The following is a 23,694-nucleotide window of genomic DNA, read 5'->3' on the forward strand; positions in this document are numbered from 1 at the left end:
TGAAAAATGACAGCAAGTTAGGAATTGAAGTTTATGAGCAATGTATTGCCATTAATTGGGCGAAGTAAAGAACTATTTATATCCGATATAAGCTTTCATAATGAAGAGTTACAGCAGATTGTAGCTGAATCGAGATTCCTTGTTTTAGGTGGTGCAGGCTCTATTGGTCAGGCCGTTACTAAAGAGATTTTTAAGCGTAATCCGAAAAAACTACATGTGGTTGATATCAGCGAAAATAACATGGTAGAGCTGGTGCGAGACATCCGTAGTTCTTTTGGCTACATCAATGGTGACTTTCAGACCTTTGCTCTAGATATTGGCTCTGTAGAGTATGATGCCTTTATTAAAGCAGATGGCAGGTACGACTATGTGCTAAATTTATCTGCATTAAAACATGTGCGTAGTGAAAAAGATCCTTTCACTTTAATGCGAATGATCGATGTAAACGTGTTTAATACAGATAAAACTATTCAACAGTCTGTTGAAAAAGGCAGTAAGAAATATTTCTGCGTGTCTACAGACAAAGCGGCTAATCCTGTCAATATGATGGGGGCATCCAAACGTATTATGGAAATGTTCCTGATGCGCCGCAGTGAGGAAATTGCGATTTCTACAGCACGCTTTGCTAATGTCGCATTCTCAGATGGTTCTCTTTTACATGGTTTTAATCAGCGAATACAAAAGAATCAACCGATCGTCGCTCCTAATGACATCAAGCGTTATTTTGTGACACCACAAGAGTCAGGTGAATTATGTTTGATGTCTTGCATCTTTGGTGAGAATCGTGACATTTTTTTCCCAAAACTAAGTGAAACTTTGCATCTAATTACCTTTGCAGACATCGCAGTGAAATACCTGAAGCAACTTGGGTATGAACCCCATATGTGTGACAACGAAGATGACGCCCGTGAGCTGGTTAAAACTTTACCTGCAGAAGGTAAGTGGCCTTGCCTCTTTACGTCTAGCGACACTACCGGCGAGAAAGACTTTGAAGAGTTTTTTACCGACAAAGAAACTCTGGATATGGCGCGTTTTGATAATCTGGGCGTGATTAAAAACGAACCTCTGTACCAGCAGGAATTACTGACCTTGTTTGAACAACAAATAGCCTCTTATAAACAGGATAAATCCTGGACTAAAGAGCAGATTGTTGAACTGTTTCATCAAATGATCCCCGATTTTGGCCACAAAGAAACAGGCAAATATCTCGATAGCAAAATGTAAGGTGTCGTATGAGCGCTGCAGTTATTAATTTTATTCGTGAGCTTTACCGTACTAACGAGTTTATCCCGTTACATACGCCAACTTTTGCTGGCAATGAACTGAAGTATGTTGCCGAAACCATTCAAAGTACTTTTGTGTCCAGTGTCGGTAAATTTGTGGATGATTTTGAACGCAAAATGGAAGCCTTCACTTCAACCACAAAAGCAATTGCAACGGTAAATGGTACTGCAGCTTTGCATACTGCGCTTTATATGGCTGGTGTAAAGACTGGTGATTATGTGATTACTCAGGCGCTGACCTTTGTGGCAACTTGCAACGCTTTACATCATATGGGGGCTGAGCCCATCTTCGTTGATGTATCCAAAGTTAGTTTGTCTTTGTGCCCTGTTGCCTTAGATAACTATTTGACTGAAAACGCCTTCAGTAATGAGTCCGGCTGTTTTCATAAAAGTAATCAGCGACCTATCAGTGCCGTGGTTCCTATGCATACTTTTGGTCATCCTGCAGAGCTGGATGAGCTGGTTGCTGTATGTAGTAAATGGAACATAGTTCTGGTAGAAGACGCAGCAGAAAGCTTGGGGTCTTATTATAAAGGTAAACACACCGGTACTATTGGTGAGCTTGGCGCTTTAAGTTTTAATGGCAACAAAGTTATTACCACAGGTGGAGGTGGTATGGTGTTATGCCGTGACGCAGCACTTGGTGCCCGCACTAAACATGTTACTACCACAGCCAAGGTGCCACATCCTTATGAATTTTTTCATGATGAGCCAGGTTTTAACTACAGATTACCCAATTTAAACGCGGCATTAGGCTGTGCTCAAATGGAAATGTTGCCTGAGTTTCTTAAGCAAAAACGTCAGTTGGCTCAGCTTTATAAAACTTTTTTTGCAGATACCGAATTTAGTTTTGTCAACGAACCTGATTATGCTCAGTCTAACTACTGGCTTAATGCTGTCATTTGTCCTGATCCACAATCCCGGGATCAATTGTTAAAGAGCACCAATGAATCTGGTGTAATGACTCGTCCTATCTGGAAGCTGATGCATCGTTTACCTATGTTCCAAAATGCTCACAGAGATAGCCTGGAAGTGTCTGAGTGGATTGAAGGGAATCTAATTAATCTACCTAGTTCACCAACACAACTGGCTTTATGACATGACAAAAAAAATTGCAGTCTTCACCGGAACCCGTGCTGAGTACGGGCTTTTGTATTGGTTACTTAAAGATATTCAGTCTGAAGAAGAGCTCTCTTTACAACTGCTTGTCTCTGGTATGCACTTATCACCTGAGTTTGGTGAAACGTATCGACAGATAGAAAAAGACGGTTTTAAGATTGATGAAAAAATAGAGATTTTATTGTCGTCAGATTCAGCAGTCGGTACAGCTAAAAGTATGGGCTTGGGGGTATTAGGTTTTGCAGATGCGCTTTCTCGCTTATCCCCTGATGTACTGGTTATTTTAGGGGATAGGTTTGAGGCTTTGGCTGCCGCTCAGACAGCCATGATTTTACGTATCCCTGTTGTTCATCTGCATGGTGGTGAAATTACTGAAGGTGCCTATGACGACGCTATCCGACATGCGATCACTAAATTAAGTTATCTTCATGCTACTTCAACCGAAGAATACAGACAGAGAGTGATTCAGCTTGGTGAAGCACCAGAGCGTGTATTTAATGTAGGGGCGATTGGTTTAGACCATCTGAAACGGGGCACATTTATGTCTGTGGAGGAGCTGGCAACTTCGCTCAACTTTCCACTACACAAACCTTATGTAGTAGCAACTTATCATCCTGTCACTTTAGCAGATGAAGAGCCAACAGCATCCTTTACCGCTTTATTAGAAGCCATGGATCAGTATCCTGATATTCAAGTGATTTTAACGTACCCTAATGCAGACGATGGTGGCCGCAGAATTATCCCGTTGCTTGAAGCTTATGCTGCAAAGCAACCTCTGCGAGTGCTGGCTATACCCTCTTTAGGGCAAGTACGCTACCTGAGTGCTATTAAACATGCAGCTGCTGTAGTTGGTAATTCATCCAGTGGTATTATTGAAGTGCCCTCACTGGATGTGCCAAGTGTGAATATTGGTATGAGGCAAAAAGGACGTCTCGCAGCAAGCAGTGTGTTGCATTGTGGAGCAACAGCCTCTGACATTCAGGCTACTCTTGAGATTGCATTAAGTCGTAGTTATAAAGAAACTGACGAACAGGTTTATAACCCCTATGGCCAGGGCAATGCAAGCCGGAAAGTTATTTCAATACTTAAAAATCTAAAGTTTAATTCAGTAAAATCTTTTTATGATGTGAAGGTAAGTGATTAATATGACACTCATTATTGCTGAAGCTGGTGTAAATCATAACGGTGACGAGAAACTAGCTTTTCAGTTAGTGGACAAAGCATACGAGGCTGGTGCTGACATCGTTAAATTTCAGACCTTTAAAGCAAAAAATCTGGTTACGGCGCAAGCTCTACAGGCCGATTATCAGGTCATGAATACACAGAAACAAGAGTCACAGTTAGCGATGTTAAGCCGACTTGAGCTATCTTACGCTGCTCATCATCAGCTAGTGAAGTATTGTCAATCACTGGGTATCGAATTCTTATCGACAGCGTTTGACTCAGAGAGCCTTGATTTTTTGGTGAACGACTTACAGTTAAAACGGCTTAAATTACCATCTGGTGAGCTGACCAATGCGCCTCTGGTATTGGAGCATGCTCGAAGCGGTTGTGATTTGATTGTCTCCACCGGTATGGCAACACTGGCAGAAATTGAGATGGCCTTGAGCGTGATAGCCTTTGGTTACACAGTAAGCTCCGAGACTGAGCCATCTGTTTTGGCCTTTCAACAAGCGTATGCATCTTCGTCTGGACAACAAGCATTGAAAGCGAAAGTGACCATTTTGCATTGCACCACTGAATACCCCGCGCCAATGAAGGAAATTAATCTCAGAGCTATGGATACCTTAGGTCGCTCATTTGATTTACCAGCGGGTTATTCGGATCATAGTGAAGGGATTACGATTCCGATTGCCGCTGTAGCTCGTGGTGCTGTGTTGATTGAAAAACACTTCACCTTAGATAAAAACATGGAAGGGCCTGATCATAAAGCCTCGCTTGAGCCACATGAGCTTGCTGCGATGGTCCAGGCTATTCGTCAAATTGAAGTCGCGCTGGGAACGTCAGTGAAAACTCCAACTGTCTCGGAAGCGAAAAATAAAGCGGTAGCGCGTAAGAGCCTTGTGGCGGCTAAAGCGATTCAGGCTGGAGAGGCATTTAGCCAAGATAATTTGACTATAAAACGCCCTGGTACCGGAATGTCTCCTTATCAATATTGGAATATGCTCGAGTGCACTGCAAGTCGAGATTATCAACCGGGGGAGTTGATCCTTGAATAGTGACAAACCGTTACTACTGATTGGTGGCGGTGGTCATGCCAGTGTTTTAGCGGATATCCTACTGAGTCAAGGCAGAGATATTTTAGCGGTGATTAGTCCTGACGATATTTCTGCAAGGAAGGTGTTCCAGGGAATCCCACATATAACGCACGATGATGAAGTGAAGAATTTCTCTCCAAAGAGTGTACTACTTGTCAATGGTATTGGAATGATGCCTCGTTCTACATTTCGTAGGCTTATTAACCAGCATTTTCTTGATTTGGGATACCAGTTTGAGACAGTGATTGCTAACAATGCATTTGTTTCAAATTACTCTGAAATCAAACCTGGGGCCCAAATACTGCCAGGCGCGATAGTTCATACTGGTGCAATAATTGGAGAGCATTCAATTATCAATAGCAATGTGCTGATTGAACATGATTGTAAGATAGGTTGTTACAACCATATAGCGCCTAAGGCAACATTGTGTGGTGAAGTTCGTACCGGAAAAGATGTTTATGTCGGTGCAAATTCAACGGTTGTTCAGGGCCTTGTATTAGCAGAGCAATCAGTAGTTGGAGCTGGAGCGGTGTTAACGCAAGTTTTACCCGCACGCAGCACTTGTTACCCTGCTCGAAGTATGATAAAAGCAAACAGAATTAAAGGTATTTCATGAGCTACTGTTGGAACAATGTGTTGATAAACCCAAATGATTCTATTCGTGATGCGCTGGAAATTATTAATAATGAAGCTCTACGCGTTGCCTTAGTAGTGGACAATAATCAACATTTAGTTGGGATCGTAACTGACGGGGATATTCGTCGTGGACTGCTTAGAAGTCTTACATTAGGCGAATCAGTATCAAAGGTGATGAATATATCACCGATAACTGCCAAAATAAGTACAGCACGTACTGATTTAATTGAACTAATGGAAAAAAAAGGCATTTTGTCAGTTCCATTACTCGATGATGAAAATAAAGTCGTTGGTCTCGAAACTTTGAACGGACCTCTACGTCGACCTAAGTATCAAAATCCTGTTTTCCTGATGGCTGGCGGTTTTGGTACTCGTTTACGTCCTCTGACGGATACGTGCCCCAAACCTATGCTGAAAATTGGTAATAAACCGATTTTGGAAACTGTGATCCGCAGTTTTATCAAAGCAGGTTTTGTCAACTTCTACGTGTCTACCCATTATATGCCTGAACAGATCCGTGCATTTTTTGGTGATGGTGCTGATTTAGGTGTAAACATCTCTTATGTACACGAAGAGTTCCCACTGGGTACGGGTGGTGCACTAGGTTTGCTGCCTAGGGATCTGCCTGAAGGTTTGCCTCTGATCATGATGAATGGTGATGTTCTAACCAAAGTAGATTTTCAACGCCTATTAGAGTTTCATGTTAGGAATAATGCTGATGCAACTATGTGTGTGCGAGAGTATGACTACCAAATCCCATACGGGGTGATCAATGGTGAAGGTAATAAAATCATCAGTATGGTGGAAAAGCCGATCCAACGTTTCTTTATCAATGCAGGCATCTACGTGGTTTCCCCTCGCGTAATCCAGTCGGTCCCAGAAAATCATAGAATCGATATGCCGACCTTACTTGAACAGCATATGCATAAACGTGAGAAAGTTCTGATGTTTCCTATTCATGAGTACTGGTTAGATATTGGCCGAATGGATGACTTTAACCGCGCTCAATCAGATATATTGTCTTTAGGACTCGATTAAATGATAAATGGTAAAAAAGTTATCGCTATCATCCCTGCAAGAGGGGGAAGTAAACGCCTACCTAGAAAAAATATACTTTCCTTGGGAAACAAACCATTAATTGCATGGACAATAGAGGCTGCTAAAAATAGTAAATATATCGATAATGTGTTTGTAAGTACAGATGATCAGGAAATAGCTGATATTGCGTGCGAGTTTGGCGCAAATGTACCGGAACTTCGTCCTTCAGAGTTATCTTCTGATGTTGCGAAAACACAAACTGTTTTGCTGTATGTCTTAAATAAATTCGGGAAAGATGCTGATATTGTTATTTTGCTCCAGCCAACGTCACCATTTCGTAACGAAGAACATATTGATGAGGCATTAGAGTTGTTCATTAAAAAAGGTGCATACTCAATCATTTCAGTTACACCATGTGAGCACCCACCACTATGGGCTAATATACTCCCAGAGGATGATTCTATGAAGGATTTCATTCGTAAAAATCTGAATAGTGTGCGTTCTCAAGATTTAGGTGAGTTTTATCGATTAAATGGTGCAATATATATCTATAATGTTAGAGAGTTGATTCAAGCAGGTTCAATGGAAAACACAGCGAGAACTTATGCCTATAAAATGGAAAGTAAGTGCTCCATAGATATAGATAATCAAATTGATTTTGATATGGCTGAGTTCTTTTTTGATAAAAAAACACAAAAAACTAATTAATTATTATGAGTTTTGCGAAAAACACCTCGGTATATCTAATTTCAAATATACTTAATGCTGCGGCCCCTTTTTTGTTACTACCTCTTCTTACAAGATGGTTAGGGCCCGAAGGGTATGGAAAGGTCGCGATGTTTCAAACCTTAATTGCAGGGATGCTTGCACTTATAGGTATAAATACTGTTGGAGCCGCTAGTCGTAAATATTATGATGATATGAGCCGTGAAGAGCTCGGTCGTTTTAATTTCTCATGTATCTACATTCTATTTTTTACGTTAATTTTATCAATAATAATGATTTTTACTTTTGGAGATATAATCTCTGTTTTTTTAAACATCCAAGTCAAGTGGATTTATGCAGCTATAGTGATTGCTTTCTTTACTTATATAATTAATTTTAGGCTTGTCCAATGGCAAGTGAGAAATAAAGCAATGAAATACTGTGGCCTTCAGGTCTCTAATGCTTTACTTGGTATGTTAGCAACTTTGTTTCTTGTTAAAATGTATTCGTTCGGAGAACAAGGGAGGGTTGATGCACTTCTTTATACAAGTGCTATTTTTTCCCTTATATCAGTGTGTCTTTTAATTAAGGATAAGCTTTTAATAATAACTGGACTTCGATATGACTATATTTCTGAAGCGCTTAAATTTGGAGTCCCTTTGACTCCGCATGTTTTTGGCGCCTTCCTTTTGAGTGCAGCTGATAGGTTCGTCATTAATGATGAATTGGGCGTTAAGTTTGCAGGAATATATATGGTTTCAGTACAGGTAAGTATGGCCTTAGCAATTATTTTTGATGCTATAAATAAAGCGTATGTGCCTTGGTTGTTTAGCAGGTTAAAGAATTGTAGTATGACTGGTAAATATGAAATTGTTAAGAATACGTACTTATATTTCATATCTCTACTTGTTGTATCTGGATGCGCATTTTTCATCGGGCCGCTAGTAATAGAATTGGTAGTTAATGAAGATTTTTACATGGCGAAAGATGTAATTGGTTGGCTGTGTTTAGGCCAAGTTTTTGGCGGTATGTATTTAATGGTCACCAATTATATTTTTTATGAGAAGAGTACTACAGCATTATCAATAGTTACAATAGCATGCGGATTGGGTAATTTATTATTAATGCTTTTGTTTATAGGCCCATTCGGGGTTAATGGCGTAGCTTTTGCTTTTGTAATTTCAAAGCTTATACAGTTTTTGGTTACGTGGGTTTTAGCCAATAAAGTTTACCCTATGCCATGGTTAAGTTTTTTGCTAAATAAGAATGGAATTGAACACGTTAGATAATACTTGCATTATTATGTTGGATTAAATGCCTTAACATTTATTGTTTTTTAATTACTTTGGTAAGGTATGTTTTTATTGAATATTATGGGGTTTTTATGTTCGAAAATAAAATATTATTGATTACTGGTGGTACTGGTTCTTTTGGAAATGCTGTTATTCGAAGGTTTTTAAAAACAAATATAAAAGAGATTCGAGTATTTTCTAGAGATGAAAAAAAACAAGATGATATGAGAAAACAGATTGGGGATTCAAAAGTTTCATTTTATATTGGAGATGTTCGAGATAGGCAGTCTATAGATTATGCTATGAAGGGAGTAGATTATGTTTTCCATGCTGCCGCATTGAAACAAGTTCCATCTTGTGAATTCTACCCTTTAGAAGCAGTTAAAACGAACATTCAAGGTACGGAAAATGTTGTTGACAGTGCCGTAAAGCATAAAGTGAAAAGACTTATTGGTCTTAGCACGGATAAAGCTGTATATCCCATCAATGCGATGGGGATTTCTAAGTCAATGATGGAAAAGGTCATAACCGCCAAATCAAGGAATTTATCTGACGATGAAACAACACTGTGTGTGACTCGGTATGGGAATGTTATGGCATCTCGAGGTTCAGTAATTCCATTGTTTATAGAACAACTAGAGAAAGGAAATCCAATAACGATTACTGATCCGAAAATGACTCGATTTATGATGAGTCTAGATGAAGCTGTAGAACTTGTCCTTTTTGCATTTGAGAATGGCACTGGCGGCGACACTTTCGTGCAGAAATCCCCTGCAATATCTATTGGACGTTTGGCCGAGGCAGTTTGCCTATATAAAAATTGTATCGGGCATGAAATAAAAAATATTGGAACGCGTCATGCTGAAAAGTTATATGAAACTTTGTTAACTCGTGAGGAAATGGTTAAAGCGGAAGATTTAGGGCAATATTATAGAGTTCCTCTTGATAATAGAAATATGAATTACAATGATTATCTGGATGCAGGGGAAAGTAAAATTACCGCTGAACAAGATTTTCACTCTCATAATACGAAACAGTTAACAGTGAATGAAATGGTTGCTTTGTTAAATAACCTAACAGAGCTTAAGTGATGAATGTCATGGTGTTAGGCGGAGCTGGTATGTTGGGCTCCGAGCTTGTGAAAAGCTTAAAAATAGCAGGGCATCGTGTGATTTCTTTAGGTAGAAAAAATTGCGATCACAATCTGGATTGCTTGGATTTTGATGCTCTAAAAGTAGTCATTGAGGTTGAAAGGCCAAACGTAATTGTTAATTGTATAGCAATCGTAAATCTTAGTACTTGTGAGGAAGATAAGTCCCTAGCACATGATACACATTTTCATCTTTCACGGTTTTTGGCTGATTTTAAGGACGTGTATAATATATACATATCAACGGACTCTGTCTACTCAGGAAGTGCCGGCCTCTGGAAGGAAATAGATGAGCCTAATCCGGTTAACTATTATGCCAAAAGTAAGCTTGAGGGAGAAAGACCTGTGCTTAATAGTTTGGGATTAGTATTGAGAACTAATTTGTATGGCTTTAACAATGATCTAGATGGAAACTCTCTATTTGAGTGGGCATATAAGTCCTTAGCTTGCGGTGAGGAGATAGAAGGATATGACAATGTCTTATTTAATCCGTTGTCTGTCACTCAACTTTCTAATCTAATATGTCGTGTCCTAGATATTGATAAACCACCGCAAGGAATCATAGTAAATACTGGTTCAAATCAAATGCTTAGTAAGTACGAATTTGTGAATTATATAGCGAAATTATTTAATCCTTATGATATTGAAATAAGGAAAGGCACTTTAAAAGGCGGGGATCTAGTAAGGCCAATGAATACAAGTCTAAATATAACTAAAATGAAAGAAATATTTAATTGTGATTATGATATTTACCAAGGCATAGAAGAACTGATAAGAAGAGTTAAGTGATATCATGAATTTTTCAGTACTAATGACAGTTTATTTAAAGGATTCTCCCGTATATTTTGAAAGAGCATTGACAAGTATCACATTCGATCAAGTTAGAAAGCCAGACGAAATTGTTTTAGTTTGTGATGGACCTTTATCAGAAGAACTTAATAAGGTAATAGGTACTTTCGAAAAAGTAATTCCTTACTTAAAGGTGTGTCGGTTGCATAAAAACTGTGGGCAAGGAAATGCACTAAATTATGGTCTTAAAAATTGTTCTTTTGAATTGATTGCTAGAATGGATTCTGATGATATATCTCTTCCTCATAGATTTAAAGAACAAGTTGACTACATGGAGCGAAATAAGAATACAGATGTCTTAAGTTCTGTAATAGAAGAGTTTTCATCAAGTTTTAGTAACTACAGAAAACTTCCTGAGAGTCATTCGGATATTTCGAATTTAATGAGCTTTAGATCTCCAGTGAATCATGGGTGCTGCATATATAAGAAGTCGACTGTTATCGCTGCCGGTGGTTATTCTCAGTTATTCCAATGCCAAGACTATCTGCTTTGGATAAATATGCTTTCCAATGGTGCTGAATTCCATAATCTAACTGAATGTCACATGAGAGTAAGAATGGAAGAGGGGTATTCGAGGAAAATTGGTTATAGCTACGCTAAAGAAGAGTTTGCTATTCAAAAGTACTTATTTAAATTAGGCATGATTGGTTGTTTTGGTTTTGCTAGAAATTTATTTATAAAAGTAGGGGGACGATTACTTCCGGAGAAAATAGTGGACTATGTATATAGAAAATACTACAGGTAAAGTAATGTCAGTGCAAAACAGAGTGCTTTTTTCACTACTTTTTGCATTGACATTTTTTTACACTGCTTTAAATAGGAATTGGTATAATATTGCTGCCATATTCCAGTTGGCATTGGTTTTAACGTTACTCTTAACTTTTTCAGTTAATATAAAACATGTTAAAAATACACTAATGTTCTGGGTGTTACTATTGTTTTTCCCTTTGCTTGCCTTTTTTCAAGGGCAGTACATTTTGAATTTATTAGCATTCTTTTTTGTTTTTGAATTATCTAGAATCGTTAGTCGGAGTTTTTTTTATAAGGCATCTGTTCTCTACTCATTGATTATTGCTTTAGTTTCTATAATGCTTTTCTCAGTTTTTCGGGGAGGGGGGATGTATAATTATATCTCTTTTGGGAATCAGATTGTTCCCGGCTTAAATAGATTGCTGGGTCTCGATGGTAGTCCTGTCAGTATTTCAATAGTGGTGATTTTGGGTATATTGGCAAGTATTCAATTGCGAACGGTGTTTTATGTTTTTATTGTTCCATTTATTTTGATTTTGGTTCTTGTCTGGACTGGTAGCAGAACAACAATATTTGCTATTCTTTTCGCATTGCTTGTAGCTAAAGTAAAAGGGTGGAAACTCTGTGTAATTCTTATTTTTATTCTGACTCTTCCTTTTTTATTTACATATTTATACGTAACCCATTCAGATAATTTACTTTTAACCTTTAGTATAGAGGGGGTAACCTCATATAGAATAGTTAATTGGGTGAATGCAATTTATTACTATTTAGACTCCGGTCTGTGGGGGGTTTTATTCGGCATTGGTCACTTGCCTGTTCTTAATGAAGCTTATCTGGCAAAGAGTTTCTTTGATGGACACTATACATATAAATTTGTTACGTATACGGAATCTGCAATATTGAGAATAATGGTTAACTATGGTTTGATTTTTTTTGTTTCTTTTTTTGGGTTGATTGTGTACTCATCTAAAAAGTTGGAGAGCTATGTTGGGCGGTTAACAGTTTTGATAATTGTGCTGATGTCATTTTTATATGATCCCGTTTATTCTATTCAATATTTTTTCATTATTATGATGTTGTTTATTACTGTTAGCCGAAGCAGGGAGAATAGTTTTGGTGGTTTATGAAGCTAGAAACAGCAAGGAACTTCTGTATTCTGTTATTTTAGCTTGTTCAAATGTAGGGAGGGAGGCTCTAATATTAAATTTGTCAAGCTTTACGTTTCCTGAAAATATTTTTGACATAAGAGTATTGCATATTCCTTATCAAACTACGATGGATAAAATAAGGTATCATTTATTTGGTTATAAATTCCTTAGTGGAGTTGAACATGCCTTTGTCTTTCATGACTTCTCTCCCATAGTTAGAATATCTTTCCCTATGAGGCCCTCTCTAGTTGAGCATGGTTTAGTTAATTACCTCGAGAAAGAAGATATTTATGGTGCAATGCCAATAATTCCTAGGTTTTTGTCAAAGTTAATATCAGGTTCAGTGTGCGGTAGAAATAAAAAAATAAGTTCAATATATGCCCACTTCCCAAGGGCATTGCCCTCCGATATTATCAATAAAGGGGTTGCGTTAGATATAATAGGTAAATGGTCCGCAATGCCGTTAGAGGTGAAAGCAATAGTTAATTCTATTTTCGGATATAAATCTCCTGAATCCAACTTCTCACTACTTGTAACTCAGCCTATTGAAATATTTGATGGCATATCGGAAAAAGATAAAATAAATATTTACACGGATGTGGCGAATACTTTTTCGTCTAATGACGGGAAACTTTTGCTAAAAAGACATCCGTTAGAAACTACCCAGTATAGTTCTTATATTAAAGATGCTGAAATGCTTGAGGGAGAGTTCCCTTTAGAGCTCTTAATGCTAAATGATATTGAGAAGGTTAATAAAGTTGTAACCTTGTTTTCCTCTGCGGTTATACCTTTTATCGGCCTTAACGAAGTAGTATGGTTGGGAGGGTATCGCCAGGATGCATTGGTTACTGCTTCTGAAATGGCTAAATTACCTAAGTTATTAATGGACATGGTCACACAATACTAGAGTTTTATTATGAAAGTAGCATTGACTGGATATAGTGGTTTTGTGGGAAAGTATGTACTCAGGTCTCTAGAAGATAGTTATATGAACATTACGTTGTTGGGAAGAAGTGGCGTCTCAAGTGTTCGTGAGAGAGTTGATTTTGATCTCAGTGAACCCACTGATATAACCGAAGGCTTACGAGATATCGATGTTGTGGTTCATTGTGCTGCTATGGTCCACCAAATGCAAAAAGCAGATAACAATACAGCTTTCAACTATCATCGTATTAATATGATGGGAACGTTAGAACTTGCCAAGCAGGCTGCTAAAGCGGGTGTAAAGAGGTTTATCTTTATTAGCACAATTAAGGTTAACGGTGAGTGTACGACACTGTCCTCTCCTTTTACTGCTTTTGATGAACCAACTCCAAAAGATAACTATGGTGATTCTAAAGCCAAGGCTGAAAAACAGTTGTTTGAGTTGGCTGAAAATAATGGAATTGAGGTTGTAGTCATTCGTCCTACATTGGTTTATGGCCCAGGTGTAAAAGCAAATTTTGCATCATTACTGAATTTTGTATATATGAGGCTCCCGCTTCCCTTTGGCTGTATAACAGATAATAAGCGTAGCTTAGTTTCAGTGGTGAACCTAGTGGACCTTATTAAAGTTTGTATTGTGCATCCAAAAGCAGCAAATCAGGTATTCTTGGTTTCCGATGATAATGATATTTCGACTTCTGACATGGTTGTAGAGATGGGTAAGTCTCTTGGAAGGAAGACTTGGCTACTCCCTGTCCCATTGTGGTGTTTTAAACTAGTTGGGAGAGTGATAAATAAATCCGACGTAGTCGAACGCTTGATCGGTTCGCTTCAAGTTGATATATCGCATACAAAAGAAACTTTAGGTTGGAAACCTCCTCAGAGTTTAGAAGAGGGCTTTAAGAATACAGCCCAAAAATTTTTTCAATCAAAGAACAAAAACGGTAGATTATGATTCGTTTACTAGATTTTCTGGCAGCATTTTTCGGTTTGTTGCTTCTATGGCCCATTTTAATTATTGTTACTATCATTGGTTTATTTGATTCGGGCTCACCATTTTTTGTGCAAACCCGCGTCGGCAAACAAAAAAAACCATTTAAGCTGATAAAGTTTCGGACTATGAGGAAGGGCACTGCCTCTGTTGCTAGTCATCTAGCCTGCAACGCAGCGATTACCAAGCTTGGCGGTTTTTTACGTAAAACTAAAATTGATGAATTGCCACAATTAATTAATGTGCTAAAAGGTGAAATGAGTTTAGTTGGTCCTAGGCCAAATTTATTTAATCAAGAGGAGTTAATTACTGAACGTGATGCGCTTGGGGTTTATAATGTCCTCCCCGGCGTGACTGGCTTAGCCCAGGTACAGAATATTGATATGTCTACGCCTAAATTATTAGCGCAAACAGATAAAAAAATGATCGATAATATGACATTGAGTTGTTATTTTCAATACATACTCATGACAGCCACCGGAAGTGGCAGCGGTGACGCGGTAAAACCTAATAAGTAGTTGTAAGTTTCGGACTTTGGGACATGTGATGTATACTTATTTTCCTTAGGATATCCAGTCTTCATATGAAGTGTATAGTATCTAATTTTATGAATATTATTAATAGGTTGAAGCGGAAAATGGATTTTTTGCAATGTTTGTTCTCCTTGAAACGGTCACAGAAACGTCTGGTGAGTGTTACAGTCGATTCGTTTTTTCTAGTTACCGCCTTCTGGGCTTCACTCTTGGTCCGTCTAGATGCTGTCAGCGTGCTGGCAAACAGCAGCTATTGGTTACTGATTGCCTTAGTCGTGCCTATTAGCGTCATTGGTTTTGTTAAGCTTGGTTTGTACCGTGCTGTGCTCAGGTATATGGGGTTGCAAGCCTTGACTGCGATTATCTTGGGAGTCGCAGCTTCGACCACAGCTCTGGTATTAGTTAGTTATTATGCCGAGCTTGATTTACCTCGCACCGTGCCGATTATTTATGCGGCTTTTGCTTTGGTGTTTGTCGGTGGCACTCGCGCCATGGTGCGTTCATTGGTTGGCTCCGGTATGAAGCGGATTGGTGAGCCGGTGATCATCTATGGTGCAGGGGTCAGTGGCCGCCAACTGGTGACTGCGCTGGTACAGAGCCACGAATACTATCCTTTTGCATTTGTCGATGATGATAGAACACTAAATGGCACTGTGATCCAGGGGGTGCATGTACACTCACCGTCTATTATCCGCAAGCTGATCAAACAAAAAGCCGCCACTAAGGTACTGCTTGCTATACCCAGCGCATCTCGCGCTCGTCGCCAAGAGATACTGACTTTGCTGGAGCCTTTAGCTGTACAAGTCCTGACTTTGCCTGCTATGGCAGATTTGGTCAGTGGCAACAAGTTGTACAGTGATATAAAAGAAGTCGAAATCGACGATCTTCTCGGTCGGGATGCGGTGGCTCCGCGTAATGATCTGATGTCCGCTAACATCAAAAATAAAGTTGTGATGGTTACAGGTGCGGGCGGGTCTATAGGCTCCGAGTTATGTCGACAGATCTTAAAGCAATCTCCAAAGAAATTGGTATTGTTCGAATTATCAGAGTTCGGCTTGTATTCTATCGAACGTGAGTTGAGTGCTACTGCGCAGGACTTAGGACTTGATATTGAGATCTTACCCATGATGGGCTCAGTTCAACGTGAAAACCGGGTTCGAGCTGTCATGGAAGCTTTTAAAGTACAAACTGTATATCATGCGGCTGCATACAAGCATGTACCTTTAGTTGAGCACAATGTGGTGGAAGGGGTGCGTAATAATATATTCGGTACTCTGTATACTGCTCGTGCGGCGATCGTTGCCAGAGTCGAAACTTTTGTATTGGTATCTACCGATAAAGCTGTACGTCCAACCAATGTAATGGGGACGACTAAGCGTATGGCTGAGTTGGTACTTCAAGCACTTTCGAAAGAAATAAATCAGACCCGTTTCTGTATGGTACGCTTCGGCAATGTGTTGGGTTCATCGGGCTCTGTTGTTCCTCTGTTTCGTAAGCAAATCGCCAATGGTGGCCCTGTGACTGTCACCCATCCCGAAATTACCCGCTTCTTCATGACCATACCGGAGGCATCGCAGCTGGTGATCCAGGCCGGTGCCATGGGCAAGGGTGGCGATGTGTTTGTGCTGGACATGGGCAAGTCGGTTAAGATCGTCGACCTTGCCGCCAAGATGATACGTTTGAGTGGTTTCGAGGTGAAGGATGATAAACATCCTGATGGGGATATTACCATTGCGTTCAGTGGATTGCGCCCCGGTGAGAAACTCTATGAAGAGCTGCTTATCGGGGATGATGTCACTGGTACTGAGCATGAACGAATAATGACTGCCAATGAAGTGTGTCTATCATGGAAAGAACTTGAAAGCATTCTCAACCGCTTGGATAAGGCATGTCACGAATTTAATCATGAGGTGATACGGGATATCTTAGTTACTACGCCAACAGGCTTCAATCCTACCGATGGGATTTGTGATTTGGTATGGAAACAGAAAGCTAGTCTAGCGTTAACTTCTAGCGACAATAAGGTAGTACCCTTAGTGTCTTAGTCGTTTTCGGGTATGAAGAGGCCAATTCAGTAAATGACTTGGCCTTTTTGTTTCTGGAGTGCAGACCGAGAACCATGGGAGAGCACAAAGTTATGGCAAAGAGTATTTTTATTACAGGCGGTGCCGGTTTTATCGGCTCGGCTCTGGTGCGTTATCTTATCAATGAAACCGATTGCCGAGTGGTTAACCTGGACAAGTTGACCTATGCGGGCAAGCTGGCGTCCCTGGCCTCGCTTGAAGGCTGTGAGCGTTATTATTTCGTTCAAGCCGACATCTGCGACAGAAGCACTCTGGATTATGCGCTGGCGAAATTTCAGCCTGATATCATCATGCATCTGGCGGCCGAGAGTCATGTGGATCGCTCCATCGAAGGGCCGGCGGAGTTTATTCAGACCAACATAGTGGGCACTTACACCTTGCTGGAGGCCGCGCGGGCTTATTATCTCGTCTTGGATGAGGGCCGACGCAGCAACTTCAGATTTCTTCATGTCTCGACCGATGAGGTCTATGGCGACCTTGGCTCCGGTGAGATTGGCGCAGGCGCGCTGTTTACCGAAGAGAGTGCCTATGCGCCCAGTTCGCCCTATGCGGCCAGCAAGGCGGCGTCGGATCATCTGGTGCGGGCCTGGCAGCGAACCTATGGCCTGCCGATAGTGATCACTCACTGCTCGAATAATTACGGTCCCTTTCAACTTCCCGAGAAGCTTATCCCGCAGGTGATACTCAATGCGCTGGCTGGCAAGCCGCTGTCGCTGTACGGTGATGGTCGGCAGGTGCGGGACTGGCTGTATGTGGAAGATCATGTCAGGGCGCTGTACCAGGTCGCGACTCGAGGCAAGTTGGGCGAAACTTATAATATCGGTGGCCATAACGAGAAGACTAACCTCGAGGTGGTAAACGCTATCTGTGAGTTGTTGGAGCAGCTGGCGCCCGCCAAACCTCAGGGTATTGCCAGGTACCAAGATCTGATCCGCTTCGTGGCCGACAGGCCGGGTCACGATGTGCGCTATGCCATAGATGCAGGTAAAATACAGCGTGAGCTTGGCTGGCTGCCACTGGAGAGTTTCGACACTGGCCTCAGGAAAACCTTGCGCTGGTATTTGGCTAATTTGGATTGGCCGAGGCAACTGCCAAGTTAGTATGCTTTGCCCTGAATTTTTTGGTGTTTATGGGCATAGTGGGATGGGATGCAGCAGGCGTTATTTGAGTTGTTAAGGCAAAAATGAGAGTACTGGTCATAGGAAAACACGGCCAACTAGCCCGGGAACTGGCGGCTGTTGTGGAGGACAAAGCGGCAAAGGAAAAAGAGGCCAAAGAGAAAGGGGCTGAAGAGGTGGAAGTAAACGAGAGCCGGGCGCCGGCTGACGTGCAGTTGCTGTGCCTCGGCCGCGCCGATGTCGATATATTGCAACCGGCCACATTGGCCGCCGCAGTGGATGCATTCGACCCAGAGGTGATGATCAACGCCTCCGGCTATACCCAGGTCGATAAGGCCGAGACCGACATAGCGCAGGCCTTTGCCATCAACGAGACTGCGGTTGCCAACATGGCTAAAATTGCTGCAAAGCGAGGCATTCGCTTCATTCACGTATCGAGCGATTATGTCTTTGACGGTGACAGCAGGGCCCGCTATGGCGTCGGCGATGCCCCCAAGCCGCTCAATGTCTATGGCGCCTCTAAACTCGCCGGCGAGCTGGCATTGGCACGCATCATTCCCCCGGATACGGCCATGGCTACCATTGTCAGGAGTTCCTGGGTCTATTCGCAATATGGCAATAATTTTGTCAATACCATGCTGGGGTTGATGCAGCAAAAAACCGAGCTCGCGGTGGTCGCCGACCAAGTAGGTTGTCCTACCTATGCCAGAGGGCTGGCGGAGTTTATTTGGCGCCTGACCCAACTCGACCGACTCGAGCCCATTTATCACTGGTGCGATCTGGGCCAGGCTTCCTGGCATGAGTTTGCCGTGGCGATCCAAGAAACAGCATTGGAACTTGGGCTGTTGCCGCGGGCGATAAGCATCACTCCCATTAGCTCGGAGCAGTACCCTTCAGCGGCCAAACGGCCGCATTTCAGTGTGCTGGACGTGAGCGGATCACTGGCGATTATGGCGGGCACGCCCTGGCGCGAACAGCTGAACATCATGCTGTCGGCGCTGGCCGGCAAGCGGCAGCAATAGCCTGGTTCAAAACTTTCCCACCTGCTTAGCCAAGCAACACTTATCCAATCAATACCCATTTAATCAACATCTATCCAACCAGACTCTGATGATGTCTGCGGCTGCTTGCGGTTGCAGGCGGATCGTTTCTCCTGCCTCATAGCTCAAGAGATCATAGGTCTGCAACTCGAGTACGGGTATGCCTTCTCCCGTGAGGCAGAGTGCCTGGGTTAAAAACATCAACAGGCAGCGCCGGCTGCGGCATTCCTGGTTGATGCCGACATTTTTCTCCAGCCTGAGGTACTCAGTCTTTGCCCGGTAGTGGCCCCGGCGGGTCATGACGTTGAAGTCGAGTACCGGCCCGGCCAATAACTTGCTGTCAATCATCAACTCGCCGGTGAATGTCAGCGCCGGGCCCAGCTTCAACAGGGTTGCAGCGTCTTCCTTTCCCTCAATCTCCAATGCCAATCCCTCGCCCTCAAGGATCAGCAATTGCCTGTCTATGGCTTCGAACCGCGAGAAGGGGCCGTCCGAGTTGACCCTGGCCATGCTGACTCGATAATCGAAGTTATCCAGACTGGCCCCTGGCGGGGCTATTATCAGTTGGGTGGTGGTACCGCCGCCATTCTTCCACTGTGTGCTCTGGCATTGGTTGAAGCGAATGATATCCATGATGTTACTGCCGCCCTTATTTGGTGTTGTTTTGACCAGTGTTGTTCCGGTCTGGGTTCTTCTAAGCCGTATTGGTAAGCGAAGCGTTTCAGGCAAATCAGCCGTAAGCCAATAACACTGGGCCGGGTCTGGTCTGGTGCCAGCCTATGTCAGCCTGCTACATAGCATCGCCGCCAGATTAACATAAAAGCCGCAGCCGGCTAACGGGCTTTGATCCGAGAGGTTTCGCTTTTCTGGCGGCGACTCTGCCGAGCCGTTTTGCGTCCCTGGGTCTTGAATATGCTACAATCCCAACAGTTTAGGATGATTGCAGACAGGCGATGAGAAAAGGCATTTTGTTGGCGGGAGGTACGGGTAGCCGTTTATTCCCCATGACCCAAGTAGTGAGCAAGCAGCTGTTGCCTCTGTATGATAAGCCGATGATTTATTATCCCTTATCCACGCTGATGCAGGCCGGCGTCAGGGAGGTGCTGCTGATCTGCACCCCGAGCGATCTTGGGCTGTTTCGCGCCTTGCTCGGGGACGGTTCTAAGTGGGGCATGCAGTTGCACTATGAAGTGCAGCCCAGACCCGAGGGACTGGCGCAGGCGCTGCTCATTGCCGAGGAATATCTGGACGGCGACGACAGCGTGTTGATCCTCGGCGATAACCTCTTCTATGGTCACGAGCTGCCGCAGATGCTCACACGCGTCGCCGCCAGCCAAGGCGGTGCCACTGTCTTCGGTTATCATGTGGCCAATCCCCGGGCCTATGGGGTGCTGGGCTTCGATGCTGAGGGACGGGTCACCTCTATCACAGAGAAACCGCTCGCGCCCGCATCCCAATATGCCATGCCCGGGCTGTATTTCTTCGACGGCCGGGCCTCGTCTATCGCCAAAGGGGTTAAGCCGTCATTGCGGGGCGAGCTGGAAATCGTCGATGTGCTCAACCACTATCTTGCCGAGGGCTCTCTCGAGGTGGAAATCATGGGGCGGGGCACGGCTTGGCTCGACACAGGCACAGCGGATGCCATGGCGGAGGCGAGTCAATTCATTGCCGCCATAGAGAAACGTCAGGGGCTGAAGATCAATTGTCCGGAAGAGCAGGCCTATCGGCTCGGCTGGATAGATGCGGCACAGTTGCAGGCGTTGGCGCAGCCGCTATTGAAGAGTGGTTACGGTGAGTATCTGCTCAGTCTGTTAGACACTAAGGTATTTTAATGCACTGTATCAGCACAGAAATTCCCGATGTTCTCCTATTTGAACCCCAAGTGTTTGGCGATGAGCGCGGTTTCTTCATGGAGACCTTTCGCGAGTCAGAGTTCAACGCCTGCTTCAAGGCCCATGGCCTGGAGGCCCCCAGGCTGGTGCAGGAGAACCACAGCCGCTCGATGAAAAATGTGCTGCGCGGCCTGCATTATCAGGCAACGAGGCCCCAGGGCAAGCTGGTGCGGGTCATCGCCGGTACTGTCTTCGATGTGGCGGTGGACATTCGGCCCGAGTCGCCAACCCATGGCCGCTGGGTCGGACGTGAGTTGTCCGCCGATAACCGCCTGCAGCTGTGGATCCCGCCGGGGTTCGCCCATGGCTTCTATGTGCTCAGCGATTCTGCCGAAGTGATCTATAAGTGCAGTGACTATTATGTTCCGCAAGATGAACATGTGCTCCCCTGGAACGACCCGAGGTTTGCTATCGCCTGGCCTCTGTCGGCAGCCCCTATCTTGTCCAGACGCGATACCCCAGCAGGCGATTAGTTTTGGCATGGACTTTTATAGGTAGTAATATGCGGGCTTCTTCAGCTCAATTTGTCTCTTATTCTTGAAGCGTAAAGTGAAGTTGGGACCAACTTGGGCATCGAGGAATTACCACTTAGATCATTATTCCTGTAAGGTTTTTTATGAAAATTGCAGTTGCCGGTACCGGGTATGTTGGCTTGTCTAATGCAGTGCTGTTGGCGCAACATAATGAAGTCATTGCGGTGGATATTCTTCAGAGCCGGGTCGATGCGGTCAATAACCGTCACTCGCCTATCGCCGATGCACAGATAGAAGAATATCTGGCCAGCCACGCATTGAATTTAAGTGCGACCCAGGACAAAGCTCTCGCCTATGGCAATGCCGACTATGTGATCATCGCCACCCCGACAGATTACGATCCCAGCACCAACTATTTCAATACCAGTTCGGTAGAAGCTGTGATCCAAGAGGTGATGGCCATCAATCCCAATGCTGTGATGGTGATCAAATCCACAGTGCCCGTGGGCTATACCCGGTCGATCAGAGCCAAGTTCAATTGCGACAACATTCTCTTCTCGCCCGAGTTCCTGCGCGAAGGCAAGGCCTTGTACGACAACCTGTACCCTTCACGCATCATAGTGGGTGAGCGTTCCGAGCGGGCGCGGGTGTTTGCCGACCTGCTGAGCCAAGCCGCCATCAAACAGGACATTCCCGTGCTGTTCACCGACTCGACCGAGGCCGAGGCGGTGAAACTCTTCTCCAACACCTATCTGGCGATGCGGGTGGCCTATTTCAATGAGCTGGACAGCTATGCCGAGACCCATAACCTCGACAGTCGGCAGATCATCGAAGGGGTAGGGCTGGATCCCCGTATCGGCTCTCACTATAACAACCCCTCCTTCGGTTACGGTGGTTATTGCCTGCCCAAGGACACCAAGCAGTTGCGGGCCAACTATGCCGACGTGCCCAACAGCCTGATAGGGGCGATAGTCGATGCCAACACCACCCGCAAGGACTTCATCGCCGATGCCATCATCCGCAAGCATCCCAAGGTGGTGGGCATCTATCGATTGATCATGAAGTCGGGCTCGGACAACTTTCGCGCCTCATCCATCCAGGGGATTATGAAGCGCATCAAGGCCAAGGGCATAGAAGTGGTAGTGTTTGAGCCTGTGCTGACCGAGCCCGAGTTCTTCAACTCCAGGGTGATCACAGATCTCGACGAGTTCAAGGCAATGGCGGATGTGATAGTGTCGAACCGCATGCTGGCAGAGCTCAACGATGTGGCCGACAAGGTCTATACCCGCGATCTGTTTGGATCAGATTAAGCCCCGGCTTTCCAAAATTATTTTTAAGGATTAGATTTTAATGAAGCTGATGAAATATTTAGTCACAGGCGCGGCAGGATTTATCGGTGCCAGGGTCAGCGAGCGCCTGTGCGCCGCAGGTCATAGTGTCGTAGGTATAGATAATCTCAATGATTATTATGATGTTAACCTGAAACAGGCCAGGTTGGCCAGGCTGGCGTCCCAGGACAAGTTTCGCTTCATCGAGCTGGATCTGGCCGATCGCACCGGTATCGCCGAGTTATTCGCCGGCGAAGGTTTCACCCGGGTGATCCACCTCGGTGCCCAGGCCGGGGTGCGCTACTCGATAGACAATCCCTTGGCCTATGCCGACAGTAACCTCATAGGTCAGCTGACCATACTCGAAGGTTGCCGCCACCATAAGATAGAGCATCTGGTGTATGCCTCTTCCAGCTCTGTCTATGGCCTGAATCAGAAGATGCCATTCTCGACCGCCGACAGTGTCGATCATCCCATTTCCCTGTATGCGGCCACCAAGAAGGCCAACGAACTGATGGCCCATACCTACTCGCATCTGTATGGCTTGCCGACCACGGGGTTGAGATTCTTCACCGTCTATGGCCCCTGGGGCCGACCGGACATGGCGCCTATCAAGTTCGTCAGGGCGATCCTCAAGGGTGAGGCCATAGACGTGTACAACCATGGCAACCTGAGCCGTGACTTCACCTATATCGACGACATAGTCGAAGGCATCATGCGTATCCAGGATGCCGTGCCTGCGGCCGATGTCAACTGGACGGTCGAAACCGGCACCCCGGGCACCAGCTCGGCGCCCTATAAGGTGTTCAACATAGGCAACGGCAGTCCCGTGCCCCTGATGGACTTTATCGCCGCCATAGAAGCGGCGCTCGGCGTGGAGGCCATCAAGAACATGTTGCCTATGCAGCCGGGCGACGTGCATGCCACCTGGGCCGATACCGAAGATCTGTTCAAGACTGTGGGTTACAAGCCGCAGATGGACATCAAGCAAGGGGTGCAGCAGTTCGTCGATTGGTATCGCGACTATTATTCCGTCTAAATTCCCGGTCACACAGAGTTAAACAACAACCCCGCATCTCT

General features: G+C 43.9%; 23 protein-coding genes. 22 read left to right on the forward strand and 1 reads right to left on the reverse strand.

The genetic code is table 11. The features are described from left to right. The first annotated feature begins 33 nt into the window (after positions 1-33). The 18 genes from HC757_RS10440 (at position 34) to rfbD (ending at position 18,903) form a co-directional block, all read left to right on the forward strand. Entirely contained in the window at positions 34-1,224 is a 1,191-nt protein-coding gene (locus HC757_RS10440; protein WP_169564282.1) for a UDP-N-acetylglucosamine 4,6-dehydratase, read from the forward strand. An 8-nt stretch (positions 1,225-1,232) separates the two neighbouring features. Beyond that, positions 1,233-2,381, forward strand: coding sequence for a LegC family aminotransferase (locus HC757_RS10445; RefSeq protein ID WP_169564283.1), 1,149 nt, complete (start codon positions 1,233-1,235; stop codon positions 2,379-2,381). Between the two features lies 1 nt (position 2,382). Next, positions 2,383-3,546: a UDP-N-acetylglucosamine 2-epimerase gene (gene neuC, locus HC757_RS10450; protein WP_169564285.1), complete on the forward strand. Its 1,164-nt coding sequence runs from the start codon at positions 2,383-2,385 to the stop codon at positions 3,544-3,546. Position 3,547: 1 nt separating this feature from the next. Continuing rightward, the gene (neuB, locus tag HC757_RS10455) at positions 3,548-4,621 is read left to right on the forward strand and encodes an N-acetylneuraminate synthase (protein ID WP_169564287.1); all 1,074 of its coding nucleotides are present in this window, start codon (positions 3,548-3,550) and stop codon (positions 4,619-4,621) included. Next, the gene (locus HC757_RS10460) at positions 4,614-5,276 is read left to right on the forward strand and encodes an acetyltransferase (protein WP_169564288.1); all 663 of its coding nucleotides are present in this window, start codon (positions 4,614-4,616) and stop codon (positions 5,274-5,276) included. Before neuB ends, HC757_RS10460 begins: the two co-directional genes overlap by 8 nt. Continuing rightward, positions 5,273-6,334 (forward strand): nucleotidyltransferase family protein, encoded by a 1,062-nt coding sequence (locus HC757_RS10465; protein WP_169564290.1) that lies wholly within the window; start codon positions 5,273-5,275, stop codon positions 6,332-6,334. The genes HC757_RS10460 and HC757_RS10465 overlap by 4 nt, the downstream gene beginning before the upstream one ends. Beyond that, positions 6,335-7,042 (forward strand): acylneuraminate cytidylyltransferase family protein, encoded by a 708-nt coding sequence (locus HC757_RS10470; RefSeq protein WP_169564291.1) that lies wholly within the window; start codon positions 6,335-6,337, stop codon positions 7,040-7,042. A 5-nt stretch (positions 7,043-7,047) separates the two neighbouring features. Beyond that, positions 7,048-8,328: a lipopolysaccharide biosynthesis protein gene (locus tag HC757_RS10475; RefSeq protein ID WP_169564293.1), complete on the forward strand. Its 1,281-nt coding sequence runs from the start codon at positions 7,048-7,050 to the stop codon at positions 8,326-8,328. A gap of 95 nt (positions 8,329-8,423) precedes the next feature. Beyond that, positions 8,424-9,422 (forward strand): SDR family NAD(P)-dependent oxidoreductase, encoded by a 999-nt coding sequence (locus HC757_RS10480; RefSeq protein WP_169564295.1) that lies wholly within the window; start codon positions 8,424-8,426, stop codon positions 9,420-9,422. Next, positions 9,422-10,270 carry a dTDP-4-dehydrorhamnose reductase family protein gene (locus HC757_RS10485; RefSeq protein ID WP_244623443.1) on the forward strand — a complete coding sequence of 283 codons (849 nt, stop codon included), beginning with the start codon at positions 9,422-9,424 and terminating at the stop codon, positions 10,268-10,270. The genes HC757_RS10480 and HC757_RS10485 overlap by 1 nt, the downstream gene beginning before the upstream one ends. A 4-nt stretch (positions 10,271-10,274) precedes the next feature. Next, complete coding sequence (locus HC757_RS10490; RefSeq protein ID WP_169564299.1) at positions 10,275-11,075, forward strand: glycosyltransferase; 801 nt, start codon at positions 10,275-10,277, stop codon at positions 11,073-11,075. Between the two features lie 4 nt (positions 11,076-11,079). Next, positions 11,080-12,210: a hypothetical protein gene (locus HC757_RS10495; RefSeq protein WP_169564301.1), complete on the forward strand. Its 1,131-nt coding sequence runs from the start codon at positions 11,080-11,082 to the stop codon at positions 12,208-12,210. Beyond that, positions 12,200-13,138 carry a glycosyltransferase family 52 gene (locus tag HC757_RS10500; protein WP_342343065.1) on the forward strand — a complete coding sequence of 313 codons (939 nt, stop codon included), beginning with the start codon at positions 12,200-12,202 and terminating at the stop codon, positions 13,136-13,138. Before HC757_RS10495 ends, HC757_RS10500 begins: the two co-directional genes overlap by 11 nt. 9 nt (positions 13,139-13,147) lie before the next feature. Next, on the forward strand, positions 13,148-14,110 hold the full coding sequence (locus HC757_RS10505) for a UDP-glucose 4-epimerase family protein (RefSeq protein WP_169564304.1): 963 nt from the start codon (positions 13,148-13,150) through the stop codon (positions 14,108-14,110). After that, complete coding sequence (locus HC757_RS10510) at positions 14,107-14,664, forward strand: sugar transferase (RefSeq protein WP_169564305.1); 558 nt, start codon at positions 14,107-14,109, stop codon at positions 14,662-14,664. The genes HC757_RS10505 and HC757_RS10510 overlap by 4 nt, the downstream gene beginning before the upstream one ends. Before the next feature lie 119 nt (positions 14,665-14,783). Then, on the forward strand, positions 14,784-16,724 hold the full coding sequence (locus HC757_RS10515) for a polysaccharide biosynthesis protein (protein WP_169564307.1): 1,941 nt from the start codon (positions 14,784-14,786) through the stop codon (positions 16,722-16,724). 92 nt (positions 16,725-16,816) lie between these two features. Continuing rightward, positions 16,817-17,863, forward strand: a complete 1,047-nt coding sequence (gene rfbB / locus HC757_RS10520) for a dTDP-glucose 4,6-dehydratase (RefSeq protein ID WP_169564309.1) — start codon at positions 16,817-16,819, stop codon at positions 17,861-17,863. A gap of 83 nt (positions 17,864-17,946) precedes the next feature. Continuing rightward, positions 17,947-18,903: a dTDP-4-dehydrorhamnose reductase gene (rfbD, locus tag HC757_RS10525; RefSeq protein WP_169564311.1), complete on the forward strand. Its 957-nt coding sequence runs from the start codon at positions 17,947-17,949 to the stop codon at positions 18,901-18,903. A gap of 63 nt (positions 18,904-18,966) precedes the next feature. Here the strand turns inward: rfbD and HC757_RS10530 are convergent, their stop codons facing one another. Then, complete coding sequence (locus HC757_RS10530) at positions 18,967-19,554, reverse strand: HutD/Ves family protein (RefSeq protein WP_169564313.1); 588 nt, start codon at positions 19,552-19,554, stop codon at positions 18,967-18,969. 320 nt (positions 19,555-19,874) lie between these two features. On the opposite strand from HC757_RS10530, the gene rfbA reads away from it, so the two are divergent. The 4 genes from rfbA to HC757_RS10550 all read left to right on the forward strand — a co-directional run bounded on the left by rfbA (position 19,875) and on the right by HC757_RS10550 (position 23,653). Beyond that, positions 19,875-20,753, forward strand: a complete 879-nt coding sequence (rfbA, locus tag HC757_RS10535) for a glucose-1-phosphate thymidylyltransferase RfbA (RefSeq protein WP_169564314.1) — start codon at positions 19,875-19,877, stop codon at positions 20,751-20,753. After that, positions 20,753-21,286, forward strand: a complete 534-nt coding sequence (rfbC, locus tag HC757_RS10540; RefSeq protein WP_169564316.1) for a dTDP-4-dehydrorhamnose 3,5-epimerase — start codon at positions 20,753-20,755, stop codon at positions 21,284-21,286. The genes rfbA and rfbC overlap by 1 nt, the downstream gene beginning before the upstream one ends. Before the next feature lie 143 nt (positions 21,287-21,429). After that, complete coding sequence (locus tag HC757_RS10545) at positions 21,430-22,596, forward strand: nucleotide sugar dehydrogenase (protein ID WP_169564318.1); 1,167 nt, start codon at positions 21,430-21,432, stop codon at positions 22,594-22,596. Between the two features lie 49 nt (positions 22,597-22,645). Beyond that, positions 22,646-23,653, forward strand: a complete 1,008-nt coding sequence (locus HC757_RS10550; protein WP_169564387.1) for an NAD-dependent epimerase — start codon at positions 22,646-22,648, stop codon at positions 23,651-23,653. Positions 23,654-23,694 lie beyond the last annotated feature (41 nt).

Origin of the sequence: Shewanella salipaludis (assembly GCF_012911865.1) — a bacterium.
GTDB classification, from domain to species: domain Bacteria; phylum Pseudomonadota; class Gammaproteobacteria; order Enterobacterales; family Shewanellaceae; genus Shewanella; species Shewanella salipaludis.